The 17,369-nt window shown below is 47.8% G+C and carries 17 protein-coding genes, 1 tRNA gene, 3 rRNA genes, 1 other RNA gene and 1 other annotated feature; of the genes, 6 read left to right on the forward strand and 16 right to left on the reverse strand.

The features are described 5' to 3' along the window. The 8 genes from WQ57_RS20820 to tadA form a co-directional block, all read right to left on the reverse strand. Positions 1-548, reverse strand: a 16S ribosomal RNA gene (locus tag WQ57_RS20820); the annotation flags it as partial. Between the two features lie 291 nt (positions 549-839). After that, positions 840-1,103: a pro-sigmaK processing inhibitor BofA family protein gene (locus WQ57_RS20825; protein ID WP_046525679.1), complete on the reverse strand. Its 264-nt coding sequence runs from the start codon at positions 1,101-1,103 to the stop codon at positions 840-842. An 82-nt stretch (positions 1,104-1,185) separates the two neighbouring features. Continuing rightward, positions 1,186-1,407: a YaaL family protein gene (locus WQ57_RS20830; protein WP_046525680.1), complete on the reverse strand. Its 222-nt coding sequence runs from the start codon at positions 1,405-1,407 to the stop codon at positions 1,186-1,188. Positions 1,408-1,429: 22 nt separating this feature from the next. Continuing rightward, on the reverse strand, positions 1,430-2,026 hold the full coding sequence (gene recR, locus WQ57_RS20835; protein WP_046525681.1) for a recombination mediator RecR: 597 nt from the start codon (positions 2,024-2,026) through the stop codon (positions 1,430-1,432). Between the two features lie 12 nt (positions 2,027-2,038). Beyond that, the gene (locus WQ57_RS20840; RefSeq protein WP_046525682.1) at positions 2,039-2,359 is read right to left on the reverse strand and encodes a YbaB/EbfC family nucleoid-associated protein; all 321 of its coding nucleotides are present in this window, start codon (positions 2,357-2,359) and stop codon (positions 2,039-2,041) included. 19 nt (positions 2,360-2,378) lie between these two features. Then, positions 2,379-4,064 carry a DNA polymerase III subunit gamma/tau gene (dnaX, locus tag WQ57_RS20845; protein WP_046525683.1) on the reverse strand — a complete coding sequence of 562 codons (1,686 nt, stop codon included), beginning with the start codon at positions 4,062-4,064 and terminating at the stop codon, positions 2,379-2,381. 127 nt (positions 4,065-4,191) lie between these two features. Next, an RNA gene (gene ffs, locus WQ57_RS26005) (signal recognition particle sRNA large type) lies at positions 4,192-4,457 on the reverse strand. Between the two features lie 77 nt (positions 4,458-4,534). Next, on the reverse strand, positions 4,535-5,059 hold the full coding sequence (tadA, locus tag WQ57_RS20850) for a tRNA adenosine(34) deaminase TadA (protein WP_084820342.1): 525 nt from the start codon (positions 5,057-5,059) through the stop codon (positions 4,535-4,537). A 78-nt stretch (positions 5,060-5,137) separates the two neighbouring features. Here tadA and WQ57_RS20855 point away from each other — a divergent pair, with 78 nt between their 5' ends. The 4 genes from WQ57_RS20855 (at position 5,138) to WQ57_RS20870 (ending at position 8,557) form a co-directional block, all read left to right on the forward strand. Then, the gene (locus WQ57_RS20855) at positions 5,138-5,686 is read left to right on the forward strand and encodes a cysteine hydrolase family protein (RefSeq protein ID WP_046525684.1); all 549 of its coding nucleotides are present in this window, start codon (positions 5,138-5,140) and stop codon (positions 5,684-5,686) included. A gap of 66 nt (positions 5,687-5,752) precedes the next feature. After that, positions 5,753-7,036: a glycosyl hydrolase family 18 protein gene (locus tag WQ57_RS20860; RefSeq protein ID WP_046525685.1), complete on the forward strand. Its 1,284-nt coding sequence runs from the start codon at positions 5,753-5,755 to the stop codon at positions 7,034-7,036. A gap of 214 nt (positions 7,037-7,250) precedes the next feature. Next, entirely contained in the window at positions 7,251-7,892 is a 642-nt protein-coding gene (locus WQ57_RS20865; protein ID WP_046525686.1) for a deoxynucleoside kinase, read from the forward strand. Beyond that, on the forward strand, positions 7,889-8,557 hold the full coding sequence (locus WQ57_RS20870; RefSeq protein WP_046525687.1) for a deoxynucleoside kinase: 669 nt from the start codon (positions 7,889-7,891) through the stop codon (positions 8,555-8,557). Before WQ57_RS20865 ends, WQ57_RS20870 begins: the two co-directional genes overlap by 4 nt. 124 nt (positions 8,558-8,681) lie before the next feature. Here the strand turns inward: WQ57_RS20870 and WQ57_RS20875 are convergent. The 6 genes from WQ57_RS20875 to guaB all read right to left on the reverse strand — a co-directional run bounded on the left by WQ57_RS20875 (position 8,682) and on the right by guaB (position 15,120). After that, positions 8,682-8,774: transfer RNA gene (locus WQ57_RS20875), tRNA-Ser, on the reverse strand. Positions 8,775-8,868: 94 nt separating this feature from the next. Next, positions 8,869-10,152, reverse strand: coding sequence for a serine--tRNA ligase (gene serS, locus WQ57_RS20880; RefSeq protein ID WP_046525688.1), 1,284 nt, complete (start codon positions 10,150-10,152; stop codon positions 8,869-8,871). A gap of 63 nt (positions 10,153-10,215) precedes the next feature. Beyond that, positions 10,216-10,434, reverse strand: a binding site (T-box leader). 104 nt (positions 10,435-10,538) lie between these two features. Then, positions 10,539-11,129, reverse strand: a complete 591-nt coding sequence (gene pdxT, locus WQ57_RS20885; protein WP_046525689.1) for a pyridoxal 5'-phosphate synthase glutaminase subunit PdxT — start codon at positions 11,127-11,129, stop codon at positions 10,539-10,541. A 10-nt stretch (positions 11,130-11,139) separates the two neighbouring features. Continuing rightward, a complete protein-coding gene (pdxS, locus tag WQ57_RS20890; RefSeq protein WP_046525690.1) occupies positions 11,140-12,021 on the reverse strand; it encodes a pyridoxal 5'-phosphate synthase lyase subunit PdxS in 882 nt (293 codons plus the stop codon). 146 nt (positions 12,022-12,167) lie between these two features. Then, positions 12,168-13,496 (reverse strand): D-alanyl-D-alanine carboxypeptidase family protein, encoded by a 1,329-nt coding sequence (locus WQ57_RS20895; protein ID WP_277620308.1) that lies wholly within the window; start codon positions 13,494-13,496, stop codon positions 12,168-12,170. A gap of 160 nt (positions 13,497-13,656) precedes the next feature. Continuing rightward, positions 13,657-15,120 (reverse strand): IMP dehydrogenase, encoded by a 1,464-nt coding sequence (gene guaB, locus WQ57_RS20900; RefSeq protein ID WP_046525692.1) that lies wholly within the window; start codon positions 15,118-15,120, stop codon positions 13,657-13,659. Positions 15,121-15,236: 116 nt separating this feature from the next. On the opposite strand from guaB, the gene WQ57_RS20905 reads away from it, so the two are divergent. Next, positions 15,237-16,190 (forward strand): YaaC family protein, encoded by a 954-nt coding sequence (locus WQ57_RS20905; protein ID WP_046525693.1) that lies wholly within the window; start codon positions 15,237-15,239, stop codon positions 16,188-16,190. Positions 16,191-16,685: 495 nt separating this feature from the next. Next, complete coding sequence (locus tag WQ57_RS27370; RefSeq protein WP_277620309.1) at positions 16,686-16,811, forward strand: hypothetical protein; 126 nt, start codon at positions 16,686-16,688, stop codon at positions 16,809-16,811. Positions 16,812-16,867: 56 nt separating this feature from the next. Here WQ57_RS27370 and rrf read toward each other — a convergent pair. Together rrf and WQ57_RS20915 are read right to left on the reverse strand one after the other, a co-directional pair. Next, positions 16,868-16,983: ribosomal RNA gene (gene rrf / locus WQ57_RS20910) — 5S ribosomal RNA — on the reverse strand. Between the two features lie 201 nt (positions 16,984-17,184). Next, a 23S ribosomal RNA gene (locus tag WQ57_RS20915) occupies positions 17,185-17,369 on the reverse strand; the annotation flags it as partial.

A 17,369-nucleotide genomic window follows, 5' to 3' on the forward strand; every position in this document is an offset into this window, starting at 1 on the left:
ACCTACGTATTACCGCGGCTGCTGGCACGTAGTTAGCCGTGGCTTTCTGGTCAGGTACCGTCAAGGTACCGGCAGTTACTCCGGTACTTGTTCTTCCCTGACAACAGAGCTTTACGACCCGAAGGCCTTCTTCGCTCACGCGGCGTTGCTCCGTCAGACTTTCGTCCATTGCGGAAGATTCCCTACTGCTGCCTCCCGTAGGAGTCTGGGCCGTGTCTCAGTCCCAGTGTGGCCGATCACCCTCTCAGGTCGGCTACGCATCGTGGCCTTGGTGAGCCGTTACCTCACCAACTAGCTAATGCGCCGCGGGCCCATCTGTAAGTGACAGCAAAAGCCGTCTTTCAGCATTCCCTCATGTGAGGGAATGAATTATCCGGTATTAGCCCCGGTTTCCCGGAGTTATCCCAGTCTTACAGGCAGGTTGCCCACGTGTTACTCACCCGTCCGCCGCTGACCATCGGGAGCAAGCTCCCTCAAGTCCGCTCGACTTGCATGTATTAGGCACGCCGCCAGCGTTCGTCCTGAGCCAGGATCAAACTCTCCAATAAAAGAGTGATTAGCTCATAAAATAAAACGTTGGCTCATGTTCTTCTATTAATAGAAGCCATGAATATTATGGTTGTTGACGCTTGTTTGTTTAGTTTTCAAAGAGCAATTGCCGCTCGCAAGCGACTTTATTAATATATCATGCTGACAACTTTGTGTCAACACTTTTATAACTTTTCTTCATTTTCATGTCAGCTGTTCATCAGCGACGTTTAATATAATAACATCTATATCTTTCACCGTCAACCCATTGTCCAAAAAAATTAAAGCTGCCTTCCCGGCAGCTTTTCACATTATATAATCCACGCTTCTATCGCCACCAGAGCCAGAACACCCGGAATTCCCAAAAAACCTGATACACTGGCTGTCACCAGATTGATGGGCACATTCAGGCCCAGGCTGCTGCCGAATGCATTCAGGAAAAACAAGAACAGCGCACCAATCAGGATTTTAACAACTCCCTGTCCGATAAAACGCAATGGCTTTGCCGGGGCACCGATGAACAATATAATTAAGGCCAACCCTGCAAGGATTGAAACAACGATAATCGGATCCATTCTGTTGCCACCCCTTTATTTAGGACTTGTACTAAAGCATATGAACAAGCCATCAAAAAAAGAACGTGGTGTTTTATCGCCGCTATCTTCCTTTAATAGATATTTTTCTTTCTTTGGCTTCCCTGAAAAGGAAGAAATACTTCGCTTCAGCCAGTTTTGCCTCGGCAATAAATTCCCTTGATGGGTCAAAACTTCTTTCAACAAGTTTCTTTTTATTGGTCCATTCCGTCTTTACCTGGTCCATTTGCTGCATCAATTTATCATTGAATTCCCTTTTGAGTCGCCCTTTCCTTCGAAACAACATCCTGTCTCCTCCTGACCCGCGATTAGACTTCCCTGCGTCCTTCCAATGCTTTTGAAAGAGTTACCTCATCAGCATATTCAAGATCTCCCCCGACCGGAAGACCGTGGGCTATCCTTGTAATCCGGATGCCTGATGGCTTAAGGAGCCTGGAGATGTACATGGCGGTTGCCTCGCCTTCGATGTTGGGGTTTGTCGCAAGAATGACTTCCTGGACACTCTCATCCTGAAGCCTTTTTAACAGGTCGGGGATATTGATATCCTCCGGCCCGATTCCATCCATTGGAGAGATGGCACCATGAAGGACGTGGTATAACCCGTTAAATTCCTTCATTTTTTCCATGGCTATCACATCCTTTGGATCCTGCACAACACAAATCACGGTGCGGTCCCGCCGCTGATCCTCACAAATATAGCAAGGATCCTGGTCCGTGATATGTCCGCATACGGAACAATAACTCAGGTTCCGTTTTGCATTCACAAGTGCCTTGGCAAAGTCGAGGACGGTATCTTCCTTCATGCCAAGAACAAAAAAAGCCAGACGGGCAGCCGTTTTAGGGCCGATACCTGGCAATTTCATAAAGCTGTCAATCAGCTTTGATATTGGTTCAGGATAATGCATTTATTATTCCCCCTAGAACATTCCTGGAAGGTTCATTCCCTTGGTAAACTGGCCCATTGTGGAATTCGCCAGCTCATCGGCTTTTTTCAGGGCGTCATTTGTTGCCGCAAGCACTAGGTCCTGTAGCATTTCAACATCGTCTGGATCCACTACATCCTGTTTAATCTGAACATCGACGATTTCTTTATGGCCAGTAACCACTACTGTCACCATGCCGCCGCCAGCTGTGCCTTCCAGCCTCTTTTCACCTAGTTCTTCCTGGGCCTCAGCCATCTTCTTTTGCATTTTTTGCATTTGCTTCATCATATTTTGCATATTACCCATTCCACGCATTGTTTAACTACCTCCAGTATTAATCTTGAATTTGAATTAGTTCTTCCCCAAACAGTTTTTTCGCTTCAGCAATCAGCGGATCTTCTTCGCTCTCGCCATCTTCCCCGGAACCATCGTTCTGCTGGCTGTTAATGAAGCTTTCGCGTATTTTCAGCCACTGTTCTTCCGGCACCCCAACCACCTGAAGCTGTTTTCCTGTCAGCTCTCCCAGGATCGCCCCAATGGCCTGGATGAATCTTTCATTCTCCATTGCCATCTGGCAGTGGATTTCGTATTTAAATTTTATCACTAAAGCGCTGCTTGATGAAGCGACAGGCTCTGCTTCATTCAATAAGGCAGCCTGGGATCGCATCTGCCTTCCGACAAGCATTCCCAGCATTTCTCCCCAACGGCCTTTGACCTCTTGAAGATCCTGTTTCGTCGCCTGTTTCAGGACTTCATTAATCTTGCCGGCAGGCGCCTGGAACCCTTTCCGGTTTGTCCGCTGCGGCTTTTTCTGGGCAGCACCTTCCCCTTGGGCAGCAGATGCCGGCGGGTTTTCCCCAAATCTAGCCAGCTTTTCCTCAAGCTGCTCAATCCGCCTTAGGAGCGGCTCCACTTCAGGGACAGCACCCTGCTGCTGCTCCAGCTGGCAAAGTTTTACGATGGCTACTTCAAGAAATACCCTTGGATGATTGGTCCATCTCATTTCCTGCTGTGCCTTATTCAAACCGTCAATGACCTCGTAGATTTCCCCATTTCCCGTTACGGAAGCAAGCTGCTGGAACTCTTCATCCAGCATGACCCTTTCCATTGACTCTTCAAGGCCCGGTGCAGCCTTGTAAAGGAGCATATCCCGATAGAAGTAGATCATGTCTTCAATGAAGCGTGCAGGGTCCTTGCCAGCCTGCAATAGTTCATCCAGCGCTTCAAGACCACTGGCTGCATCCTTTTCATGAATGGCTTTGCCTAGCTGTGTTAAAAAGGACTGGGAAACCGAACCGGTAACGGTAAGCGCATCTTCCACCGTCACTCTGTCCTGGCTGAACGATATCGCCTGGTCGAGCAGGCTGAGTGCATCCCGCATTCCACCTTCCGCTGCCCTCGCAATCACATGGAGCGCTGTGTCATCGCAATCGACTCCTGTTTCATCCACAATCAGCTTCATCCTGCCGACAATCGCCTGGGAGGTGATCCGTTTGAAATCAAAGCGCTGGGTCCTCGAGATAATCGTCAGCGGGATTTTATGAGGTTCGGTCGTCGCAAGAATGAACATGACATGCCGCGGCGGCTCTTCAAGTGTTTTCAGCAGCGCATTAAAGGCCCCGATGGAAAGCATATGGACCTCATCCACTATGTATACCTTATATTTAACCGCGCTCGGTGCATATTTTACCTTGTCGCGGATATCCCTGATTTCCTCAACGCCGTTATTTGAAGCGGCGTCAATTTCAATGACATCCGAAATGGAACCATCGGTAATTCCCCGGCATGAAGCACATTCATTGCAAGGCTCGCTTACAGGTGCCCTTTCACAGTTCACTGCTTTGGCAAGAATCTTGGCGGCACTCGTTTTCCCTGTTCCCCTCGGCCCCGAGAAAAGATAGGCATGGGAGATTTTTTCCTGAAGCAGAGCATTTTGCAGTGTCGTTGTGACATGTTCCTGGCCGACGACATCAAAGAACCGCTGCGGCCGCCACACACGATATAATGCCTGATAAGCCAAAAGACACCGCTCCCTTCCGTTTATAATCTCTCCTATTATAACGCATATATTTTTTTTACAAAACTATCTCATAAAACAAAAAACCCATCTCCTGCTGGAGATGAGTTGGTTGTTTATTATTTAACTGCCGTGCACCTTCCTTCGACTGACTACCATAAGCGTTACTCAAGCAGTTAGCTCGACCCAGGCTGCCCTGCGGCACATGAGAGCGTCCACTTAATGCTGCTTCCTTCCGGATCTGACATGGTTCATGGATTCCCATTGCGCAGGACCCGGGTGTCAACACCACTTACTTGAGGCAGACCCTACAGTAAAATCAGCCTCAGGAAGGGATTCAGCCCCGCTGGAGCGGATTGCGGGTACAGGGCACCGCTACCTCCCCGCCTAGCACGGCAAAATTGAAACCTTTTTTAGGTGCGTCTTAAGTGACGCATAATCAGTATACTAATATCCCGAAGAAATTGCAATGCTTATCCATTGTTAAATCCTGTATGTTCTTCAGAAGCAAAACGCCGCTGCTCCCGCTCCTGCTTCTTTCGCGCCCTAAGCTGGCGGAAGAAATCAGACAGGAGGGACCCGCATTCCGCTTCCAGGACTCCGGTCGTCAGTTCGCTCTGATGGTTGAAGCGTTCGTCCTGCAGCAGGTTCATGAAGGTCCCTGCACAGCCGCCTTTAGGATCGGCTGCACCGTATATGACCCGCTGAATCCTTGACAGCATGATGGCACCGGCGCACATCGGGCATGGTTCAAGCGTCACATAAAGCTCCGCCCCCTCCAGCCTCCATGTGCCAAGCTTTCGGCAGGCTTCTTCAATCGCCAGCACCTCCGCATGGGCAATCGAACTCTGGTTTGTCTCCCGGAGATTATGGGCACGCGCGATGATTTCCCCATCAACCACTATCACTGCGCCAATGGGGACTTCTCCTGCTTCGCCCGCCTTTTGGGCTTCGGCAATCGCTTCCCTCATGTACAACTCATCCTGATTTTTCTCCAATATGTTCCCTCCTCCCTTTCAGGGTGGTTTATAATCCTGCTCCCGGTCTAAAAATAGAGAAAAGGAGAGGATGCATAAATGGACAACGATATAAAACCTGCTCTACTCATCATAGACATGATCAACGATTTTGATTTTGAACAGGGAGAGATTCTCTCCAGAAAGGCGGCTGAAATCACAACACCCATCGTAAACCTGAAACAGCAGTTCCAAGAGAAAAATCTGCCTGTTGTCTATATTAACGACCATTTCGATTTATGGAAAGCTGATATCGATAAAATTATCGAGTATTGCACCAATGATCTCAGCAGGGAAGTGATCGCAAGGATTTCTCCCGGAAAAGATGATTATTTTTTAATTAAGCCAAAGCATTCGGCATTTTACGAAACGGCTTTGCATACCCTGCTTCAGCAGCTTGGGGTAAACACACTCATTCTCGCTGGGGTTGCCGGGAATATTTGCGTCCTGTTCACGGCCAATGATGCCTACATGAGGGAGTATAAGCTGTATATTCCCGAAGATTGCGTTGCATCCAACAGCCATGAGGACAATGAGTATGCATTGGCAATGATGCGAGAAGTGCTCAGTGCCAATACAGACCCTTCTGCTAAAATTTTTGACAGGTAAAACATAGCCCAAACCTTTCCCTCATAAAATGGTTGTAGCGTTTATCCGCCATGAGGAGGGAAGGCAATGCAGATACATGTGATTCAAAGAGGCGAGACACTAACCGGGATTGCCCGTACCTATGGTTCAACCGTTGAAGATATTGTGGAAGCGAACGCAATTCCCAATCCAAATAATCTTGTCATCGGCCAAACCCTGGTCGTTCCCATTATCGGCAGCTTTTATTGGGTCCAGCCGGGTGACAGCCTTTATTCGATTGCAAGAAGGTTTAATTTGAACTATCAGGAACTTGCCCGCATCAACCAGATTCCGGTCACCCAGCCGCTCCGAGTGGGGCTGCGGCTGTACATTCCCCCGCGGCCAAAATACCGGGCTGAAGTCAATGCCTATGTGGAGCCAAGAGGAACTACGGTTGCGCCAGCCCTGGAAACCGCTGCCCGCGAGGCGGCCCCCTATCTGACCTATCTTGCCCCGTTCAGTTACCAGGCATTGCGGGATGGCAGTTTAAGGGAGCCTTTGCTCAATAACTTCCCGGCGATAGCCGAAGCAAATAATAACACGTTGATGATGGTAATAACCAATCAGGAGAATGACCAGTTCAGCGATGAGCTTGGCCGCATCATCCTGAATGACATGGCTGTCCAAAACCGCTTCCTGGATAATATCGTTGCCACCGCCCGACGTGTCGGGTTTCGCGATATCCATTTCGACTTTGAATTTCTCCGCCCTGCCGACCGCGAGGCGTACAATACCTTCCTCCGTAAAGCAAGGGACCGGTTCAGACAGCAAGGCTGGCTGATTTCCACAGCCCTTGCCCCTAAGACAAGTGCCGAGCAGCAAGGGGCCTGGTATGAAGCGCATGACTACAGAGCCCACGGTGAAATTGTCGATTTTGTTGTCATCATGACCTATGAATGGGGATACAGCGGCGGGCCGGCCATGGCGGTTTCTCCTATCGGACCGGTAAGGGATGTCCTTGAATACGCCCTGACCGAAATGCCTTCCAATAAAATCATGATGGGTCAAAACTTGTATGGATATGACTGGACCCTTCCATTTGTACAGGGGAGCGTCGCCCGTGCCGTCAGCCCGCAGCAGGCGATTGAAATCGCCGCTGCAAATAATGTGGCCATCCAGTATGATGCCCGGGCGCAGGCGCCATTCTATAATTATACCGATGCCGAGGGGCGTCGGCATGAAGTCTGGTTTGAAGATGCCCGCTCCATTCAGGCAAAATTCGATTTGATCAAGGAACTGAACCTCAGAGGAATCAGCTACTGGAAGCTTGGACTCAGCTTTCCGCAGAACTGGCTATTAATCACCGAAAACTTTGATGTGGTTAAGCAGTAGCTTTCACGGCCAGCCGCAGCCATAGCCTCTGGATGAAGGCTGCTATTATAAGACAGCAAAACCGGCTGGGTTTTGTTGTCTTTTTTTCATTCTTCTCCCACAAATAATCCATATCCTTGAATAACGATAATATGTTAAAATGGTGCTTGTGCTTTTAAAAGAATGCATTAAATAAATCAATAATAGATATCCGATTATAGAAGGAGGACAAACTGTGGGGGGAACACCTTTTGTCACGGTTGAGGGGCCGATTGGCGTCGGAAAGACGTCCCTTGCCAAAGCAATTTCAGAACACTTTCAATTCGCGTTGTTAAAGGAAATCGTGGATGAAAATCCTTTCCTTGGCAAGTTTTATGACAATATCGAGGAGTGGAGCTTCCAGACGGAAATGTTCTTCCTGTGCAATCGATATAAGCAGCTTGGAGATATTAATAAACATTACATCAGCAAAGAAAAGCCTGTCGTTGCCGACTATCATATCTTTAAAAATCTGATTTTCGCCCAAAGGACGCTAAACCAGCAGGAATACAATAAATACCTTAGCATCTACGAAATTCTTACCCAGGACATGCCGCGGCCAAATGTGGTTATTTATCTGCATGCCAGCCTTGATACTCTTCTGGAGAGGATTGCGATGCGCGGCCGGGAGATTGAGAAAAATATCAGTCCCCTTTACCTGAAACAGCTTTCGATCGATTATGATGAAGCCATTACGAGGTTTGAGTCCCAGTATCCCGAAGTGCCGGTTCTGCGGTTCAGCGGCGATGAAATTGACTTTGTCAAAAAGGAACAGGACCTGGATGCGATTATTGGGCAGTTGACGGAAACACTATCCAGAAGGAGCGTACAACGATGAACTTACGAACAAAATACGATATACCCCAAAATGCAGTCATCACGATTGCCGGCACTGTTGGAGTCGGAAAATCAACGATGACCAACGCATTGGCAAATGCTTTGCAATTCCGTACCTCCTTTGAAAAAGTGGATACCAATCCATACCTTGACAAGTTTTATGCCGACTTTGACCGCTGGAGCTTCCACCTGCAGATTTATTTCCTCGCAGAGCGTTTTAAAGAGCAGAAAAGGATTTTTGAATACGGCGGCGGCTTTATCCAGGATCGTTCGATTTATGAGGATACTGGCATCTTTGCCAAGATGCATTATGAAAAAGGGACCATGTCTCCTGTTGACTATGAGACATATAAAAGTCTGTTTGACGCAATGGTGATGACACCTTACTTCCCTCACCCTGATCTTTTGATTTATCTTGAAGGAAGCCTGGATGATATCATTGAACGCATCCAGCTGCGCGGCCGCCCGATGGAACAGCAGACCCCCGTTTCTTATTGGGAAGAAATGCATGAGCGTTATGAGAACTGGATCAACACCTTTAACGCCTGCCCGGTCCTCCGCTTGAACATCAATGATTATGACCTCGTCAACAACGAACAAACAATCGAGCCAATCATCGAGCGGATCGGATCCTTTATCCGCCAGACCCAATTATTGAAGAAATAGCAAAAACCGGCCTTTTGGCCGGTTTTTTTACGTTTTTGAGAATAAAAAAAACCCGCAGCGCTTGTCTGCAGGTTTTTTAACAATTCTCCAATTGTTTATGCGCGTTTGTTACTTAATTGTGATATGGAGGAGGAAAGGGGATTCGAACCCCTGCGCGGTTTGACCCGCCTGTCGGTTTTCAAGACCGATCCCTTCAGCCAGACTTGGGTATTCCTCCCTATCGACGTAGTATACTTTATCATAAAGAGATTGGAGTGTCAATAAAAAACCATAAAAATTTCGGGCAGGACTTTTCCCGCCCGAAATACACTTTAAGCTTGAGGAGAAATCACTTCGACATTTCTCATGTAAGGACGCAGTGCTTCCGGTATGACGACACTGCCGTCTTCCTGCTGGTAATTTTCAAGAATGGCTGCCACTGTGCGGCCGACCGCAAGCCCGGAACCGTTAAGGGTATGCACATGCTCCGGCTTTGCCTTAGGCTCGCGGCGGAAGCGGATATTCGCCCTTCTGGCCTGGAATCCTTCAAAGTTGCTGCAGGAAGAGATTTCGCGGTAGGTTCCATAGCTCGGAATCCAAACTTCAATATCGTATTTCTTCGCTGCCGTAAAACCAAGGTCGGCCGTACACATGCTGAGGACACGGTATGGCAGGCCAAGTAGCTGAAGGACCTTTTCCGCATTATTCGTCAATGTCTCCAATTCATCGTAGGACTCTTCAGGTTTAACGAACTTCACCAGCTCCACCTTGTTGAATTGGTGCTGGCGGATCAATCCGCGTGTATCGCGGCCGGCAGACCCTGCCTCAGAGCGGAAATTGGCGCTGTAGGCCACGTATTTCAAAGGAAGCTGGTCGACGCTTAAAATCTCGTCGCGATGCAGGTTCGTAACAGGTACTTCGGATGTTGGAATCAGGAAGTAGTCGGTATCGGCTACCTTGAACGCATCTTCCTCGAACTTCGGCAGCTGGCCAGTTCCCGTCATGCTCGCACGGTTGACCATATAAGGCGGCAGCACTTCCTTGTAGCCATGCTCATCAGCATGCAGGTCCATCATGAAAGAAATCAGGGCGCGCTCGAGGCGGGCCCCAAGCCCCTTATAAAAGGCAAACCGGCTTCCTGTCACCTTTCCGGCTCTTTCAAAATCGATGATATCAAGGTTATCGGCAATATCCCAGTGCGGCTTAGGCTCAAACGTAAACTGCGGAATTTCTCCCCAATTCCTGATTTCCACATTGTCGTCCTCTGTTTCGCCAACAGGGACACTTTCATGCGGAATGTTAGGAATGCTCATCAACAGCTGATCAAGCTCTTCTTCCACGACTCTTAGCTCTTCGTCGAACGTTTTGATCCTTTCGCCAACTTCTCGCATTTCGATTATCAGCTGGTCGGCATCCTGCCTTTGTTTCTTCAGAACAGCTATCTTCTGGGAAACCTCGTTCCGTTTACTTTTTAACGTCTCTGTTTCCTGCAGGAGCTCACGGCGCCGGCTGTCAAGGTCCTCAAACTTTCCAAAGTCTGTAAGGTCTTCTCCGCGATGCTGCAGCTTTTGCTTTACTTCTTCAAAATTGGCTCTCAAATACTTGATATCCAGCATATTATTCTCCTCCTATTCATTCTTTGGCCTATTCTTAAAAACACAAAAAACTCCCGTCCCCTGGAAAGGGACGAGAGTTACCCGCGTTGCCACCCTGATTGAAAGCATGTGATGCTTCCCTCTTGACAGGATAACGGCCTGCACCGAGAATGCTTACTTGCCATATGGCTTTCCGCATCCTGCTCAAGGATGGATTCACTAGCTTCACCCGCCGGTTTTCACCTGCCACCGGCTCTCTGCAAGGAATGAAAGCAAGCTACTACTTCCTGTCACTGCTTTTTCATATCAGGTTCTGTTACTTCATAATGTACTACAATTATTTCCTGTGCGCAACCGATTTATACCTCATTAACTGGCAGCAAGACCCCGCTCAATGATGTTTCACCTTATACAGCCGCAGGCTTTTCCTTTGCTTCGGCAGCCATTTTAACAAAGTAGGCTGTCAGGCGGTGGTCATCGGTCAGCTCCGGATGAAACGAACATCCAAGGAACTGCCCTTCGCGTGCGGCGACAATTCTGCCATTGCACTTCGCAAGCACTTCCACATTTTCACCGGCCTCGACAATATGGGGAGCCCGGATGAAGACTGCGGAGAAGTTGTCGGCAACACCGTTGATGTCCAAGTCTGCCTCAAAGCTTTCGCGCTGCCTTCCAAATGAGTTGCGCTCCACCTTGACATCCATTACGCCGATGTGCGGCTCTTCATATCCGACTACCTGCTTGGCGAGAAGAATCAGTCCGGCGCATGTTCCAAACATCGGCTTTCCTTCTGCAGCAAATTGTTTCAAAGAAGGCATAAAATTATATTTATCAATCAGCTTTCTCATAGTAGTGCTCTCGCCGCCCGGGATGATCAGTCCATCCAGCGCATCAAGCTCCTCCGGCCACTTCACTGTCACCGCTTCTGCCCCGCAGGCTTCAATCGAACGGATATGTTCCCTGACTGCACCTTGAAGTCCAAGTACCCCTATTTTCATTCTCTTCACCTTACCAGCCACGGTCCTGCATGCGGGCTTCCGGAGCGATGGAGGCAATCTCAAGGCCCTTCATTGGCGTTCCAAGGCCCTTCGAAAGTTCAGCAATCAGTTTGTAATCCTGATAGTGTGTCGTTGCTTCTACAATCGCACGAGCGAATTTCGCAGGGTTGTCCGATTTGAAGATACCGGAGCCAACGAACACGCCATCCGCACCAAGCTGCATCATCAATGCTGCATCGGCAGGTGTCGCCACGCCGCCAGCTGCGAAGTTTACGACCGGCAGACGGCCAAGCTTCTTGATTTCAAGCAGAAGTTCGAAAGAGGCCCCAAGCAATTTTGCTTCGGTCATCAGTTCCGCTTCATCCATGCCTACAACCTTGCGCACCTGGGCATTCACCTTGCGGATATGGCGGACTGCCTCCACAATGTTTCCTGTTCCAGGCTCCCCTTTTGTGCGGAGCATCGCTGCGCCTTCGCCGATGCGTCGTGCAGCTTCGCCTAGGTCGCGGCAGCCGCAGACAAACGGTACTGTATATTCACTTTTCAAAAGATGGAACTCTTCATCTGCAGGGGTCAATACTTCACTCTCGTCAATATAGTCAACACCCATTGCCTCCAGCACTCTTGCCTCGACAATATGGCCAATTCTTGCCTTTGCCATAACCGGGATGCTTACCGCGCCCATTACTTCTTCAACGATATGCGGATCGGCCATTCTCGCCACTCCGCCGGTAGCCCGGATATCGGAAGGAACTCTTTCCAGTGCCATAACCGCTACTGCGCCGGCTTCTTCAGCAATTTTAGCCTGCTCGGCATTGATGACGTCCATGATGACGCCGCCTTTTTGCATCTCTGCCATTCCTCTTTTAACTCGATCCGTACCTGTTCTCATGTTTAGTTTCCCCCTCGGTCTCTTAGCTACTAGTATATTTTAACACGAAAAACCGATAAATTATATCGGATTTAATTATATCCCTATTGCAAATAAACAATAAAAAAGGTTTCCTGTCAATACAGGAAACCAAATTATCTCATTTGTTAAAATAATCCTTTAACCGCAGAGGCCACACTTCCAAACAGGTCTCCGAAGAACCCGCCTACCCCTCTCATCGCAAGGACAAACCAGTTTGCCTTCTCAACTGTTTCGGCAGCCACCACATCTACCTGTGCCAGGCTTTGGCCCTCCTCGGTCAGGAAGCTGATTGGCTCGCCGTCCTTTGTTTCAACCGTGACATAGCCGACTTTATCGCCTTTCTTTACCGGTGCGGTCAGCTCGCCGTTTTCATTTAGCTTATCTTTATTCAACACTAGCTTTGGAACATATTGTTCCTTTTCGCCATTTTTAATGGTTAAAGCCAGTGCATCACCGGTTTGGACTTTCACGCTGTCCTCTTTCCCTTTCACAACCGGCACAGATTCGTGTCCCTTAATCTGTTGACCCTCGGCAACAAGCTGTTCCTTTTTAAAATTACTGAAAGCATAATTCAGGATTTGCTCTGTTTCCTTAAAGCGGGTGTCCCTGGTATCCGTCTTCATGACAACAGAAATAAACCGTTCATCGCCCCTCTTTGCAGTAGCCGTAAAGCCATATCCTGCAAAATCGGTTGATCCCGTTTTCAGCCCGTCAACACCTTCATAGGCATGTACCAGTGTTGGCAGCATGAAGTTGAAGTTGTCATAAGTTCTTCCGTCCCTGAATTCAAGCCTTGGTTTGCTTGCTGTTTCCAGTACTTCAGGATAGTCATTGAGCAAATGATACGCAAGCCTTGCCGTAGACCGGGCAGACATGACATTCTCTTCGTCAGCGGCACCAGCCGGATGGTTCCCCATCAGCGAGCTGTTATTTAAGCCTGAGGAATTGACAAACTTAAAATCCTTCAGTCCGAGTTCTTCGCCTTTTTTATTCATGAGTTCCACAAAGTTTTTCTCTGTGCCAGAAATCAATTCCGCAAGTGCCACGGTAGCGGCGTTGCCGGAATGGATGGCCATTGCCTCATACAGCTCTTTTACTGTATAATCCTCGCCCTGGGTCAATCCGACATTGGAAAGCCCGGGAGCTGCGGACAGCCTGTGAACATACTCATTGATTTTAACATTTTGGTCCCATTTGATCTTTCCATCATGGATTGCTTCCAGCACTAAATACTCTGTCATCATTTTGGACATGGAAGCAACGCCTAGGACAACATCTGCATTTTTCTCATAAAGCACCTTTCCTGTTTCAGCATCCACCAGGATGGCTGCCTCTGCGCTCAAGCCCAGGATGTCTTCCTGTGCCTGTGCCTTATCTGCAAAACCTGTAAACAGCGTCGCGATACTTAGCATAAATACTGCAACAAAAACGGATAATCTTTTGTACTGCTTCAACGAAAATTTCCCTCCAGCTCTTTTTGTCTGTCTATTCATATGTTAGTAGATTGGCCCCTTAAAAAATCACACCCGTTAAGTTTACCATAAACAAAATGAAAAAAACAGACAGAGGAAAGACCTCCGTCTGTTAAAAACGAATTTAGGAAAATAGACACGGTTATGATGAGTAATTTGGTGCTTCCTTCGTAATCTGCACATCATGTGGATGGCTTTCCCTCAAGCCTGCTCCCGTCATCCTGATAAATTGGGAGTTTTCCCTTAGCTCATTCAGGTTGGCGGCCCCGCAGTATCCCATACCGGATCTTAGTCCACCCACAAGCTGATAAATGGTATCTGCAAGCGGCCCTTTGTAGGCAACCCGCCCTTCGATTCCTTCCGGTACGAACTTTTTATTGTCTTCCTGGAAATAACGGTCCTTCGAGCCCTTTTCCATCGCGCTGACCGAGCCCATTCCGCGGTATACCTTAAAGCGGCGTCCCTGGTAGATTTCGGTCTCCCCAGGACTTTCAGTCGTTCCTGCAAGCATGCTTCCTAGCATAACCGCATGTCCGCCTGCAGCAAGAGCCTTCACAACATCGCCTGAGTATTTGATGCCTCCATCGGCAATGATGGCCTTGCCGTGTTTGCGTGCTTCTGTAGCACAGTCATAGACCGCGGTGATTTGCGGCACGCCAACGCCGGCGACCACCCTTGTGGTACAAATGGATCCTGGGCCAATTCCTACCTTGACGACATCTGCACCTGCCTCAATCAGCTCCCTTGTGGCTTCCGCCGTTGCGACATTACCAGCAATGATGGCCAGTTCAGGGAAAGCAGCCCGTATCTCCCTCACCGTATCCTGGACTCCCTTGGAATGTCCGTGGGCCGTATCAACAACAATGGCATCAACTTGGGCCTTAGCCAAAGCCTCTACCCGTTTCATCGTGTCGGCTGTTACACCCACTGCTGCGGCGACTATTAGCCGGCCCATTTTATCCTTTGACGAATTTGGAAATTCAATTACTTTTTCAATATCCTTAATGGTGATAAGCCCTTTAAGAACTCCTTCATCATTTACGAGCGGGAGTTTTTCAATTTTATGCTTTTGAAGGATTTTCTCGGCATCCTGCAGCGTAGTGCCAACTGGCGCGGTAACAAGGTTTTCCTTTGTCATTACATCCGATATTAGGATGGAATAATCCTGAATAAAGCGAAGATCACGGTTCGTCAAAATGCCAACCAGCTTCTGCTCTTCTTCATTGTTCACAATCGGAACGCCGGAAATGCGATATTTTCCCATCAGGTGTTCAGCATCGAATACCTGGTGTTCTGGTGTTAAAAAGAAAGGATCCGTAATTACGCCGCTTTCGGACCTTTTCACCTTATCGACTTGCTCAGCCTGCTGTTCAATCGACATGTTCTTATGGATAACACCCATGCCGCCCTGTCTGGCCATGCTGATGGCCATATCCGCTTCGGTTACAGTATCCATGCCAGCGGAGATGATAGGGATGTTCAACCTGATTTTCTCTGTCAATTCAACCTGAAGATTAACATCCCTTGGCAATACCTCTGATTTTGCTGGAACAAGCAGGACATCATCAAATGTTAATCCCTCTTTTAAAAACTTGCTTTCCCACATCGTAAATAAACCCCCTTCAGATGAAAATATTATTAGTAGGTTATCAATTGGTTAAAATACTGTCAAGAAAGCTTGTAATAATTAGATTTTTCAATTTATTATTGGAGGGTTCCTCTATGAGTTTGCCCTATAAAGATTGGAGCAGTTTCTCCTACTTTTTCTCAGCTGACTATTCTCGCATGTACCTGAAAAAGAGCTATCTTCGTCTTCAGATTGAAAATGCAGACCAGAAAAGCTTCGAAAACTGCTATCCGTTTATTTATTATTTGGAGCATGGCAAAATTTATTACGAACAAGCTGCTTCCTCACCCATTCATATTAAGCCAATCTTGCTTTTTTATGGACTGATTCATCTTGTTAAGGCCTGTATCTTAACCGTCGAGCCGGACTATCCGGAAACCACTTCCGTACTGGCACATGGCCTTTCAACGAGAAAACGGAAAAAACAGCAATACAGCTTCTTTGACGATGAAGTGAAATTCCAAAAACATGGGCTCTTTCCTCTTATGGCAGAAACGTTGTTCCACATGAAACAGATTGAGGGAGAAAAGGCGAGGATGGGGGAAATCCTCCAGCAGATACCAGAATTATCGCCGCTCTTTCAGCAATTAAAGGGAAGGCCCACATTCCTGAATGTAAACCAAGAGGGGGAAAACTTCTCTCTCTCAAAAAAAATTCTTGATGCCTACCATATGACTGAAAACAGGTTCATGGACTATTTTGTCTCGAAATCGAAAATACCTATTGCCTTTACAGACGGCCTTGGGGAAAAACTCGTCTTTCAACCTGACCTTTCAGGGATTGCCGATCCCGTACCCTTAAGGTTCAATCTGTCTGACGGCCATCATTCCTTTCCATTGAACAAGGACGTATGGTTCCTGCTGCCTGAATTGCTCCTGCATTACCTCCTGCTTTATAATCTCGGCATGATAGCCCGTTACGAGATCGACTGGTGGAGCGAACTGATTAAAATGATGCCAAGTGAGGATTTTCCCTTTATCCAGTCGTTTCTCGATATAACGCTGCATAAAGGACCTTATTTAATTTACCAATACCTGTCTTCCAGATAATGGACGATACTATTCGTTTATTTTTATGTGAGAGGGGAATTTCTTTAACATGCAAGAAAAAAATTATACCTCAGGAGGGACTCACATGAAAAATAAAATGATGATGACTACTGTCGCTTTGGGAGCCGCCTATTTGCTAAAGGATAAAAAGTCCCGTGATAAAGTCATGAGCCAGCTGCAAGGCATGAGGAACAAAAAGAAGTAGAACGGGGAGAGGCTGTCTCAAAGGGCCGTTGGTAAACGCCTTTTGAGACAGCCTCTTTTGTGGTGCAGGGGGGTGCAGGGGGGTGCAGGGGGACGGTTCTCGTGCCTCACTAAGGGTATGCGGCCTGGAATGGTTTGTAAAATTATGGTGTTTGTAGAGTAAATGGGGGATTTCGTAGAGTAAAATACTGAAAGTGTAGAGTAAAACTCATAAATCGGAGAATAAAGTGGGTCAAGTGTAGAGTAAATCCCTCAAACTGTAGAGTAAATTAGGTTGAGGAGCTTATTAAAATGGATTTCTACATGGAAAGTGGATTTATCTGCATAACCCGCCGCCGTTTCTACAGATTTTTTGATTATATCTACACCGTTTGGGAGGATATCGGCATCGTTCGGTCCGATATCTACATTTCATGATTCTTATATTTAAAAACACAAAAAAGAACAGCATATTTCAGCTGTTCTTTTCTTTTGCCTGGCAGCGTCCTACTCTCACAGGGGGAAACCCCCAACTACCATCGGCGCTGAGAAGCTTAACTTCCGTGTTCGGCATGGGAACGGGTGTGACCTTCTCGCCATCACCGCCAGACTATTTTATTGAAATGAGGGTTGTTCCCTCAAAACTGGATAATGCATTTCAGAAGGTTTGCAATTTCGAGTATCGTTCTTGTCCAGCTCCGGCTCCTAGCCTCTCGAGTCGCTTCGGTCCATCATTTGAAGTCAAAGAACGACTTCAATTGCTGGCCCTCCAGCGCTAGTCGAGGCTGTACAGTCGCCTCCGCTTTTCAATTAGGTTAAGTCCTCGATCGATTAGTATCAGTCAGCTCCACACGTCACCGCGCTTCCACCTCTGACCTATCAACCTGATCATCTTTCAGGGATCTTACTAGCTTGACGCTATGGGAAATCTCATCTTGAGGGGGGCTTCATGCTTAGATGCTTTCAGCACTTATCCCGTCCGCACATAGCTACCCA

It is taken from the genome of Mesobacillus campisalis (assembly GCF_000986785.1).
Lineage (GTDB): Bacteria > Bacillota > Bacilli > Bacillales > Cytobacillaceae > Mesobacillus_B > Mesobacillus_B campisalis.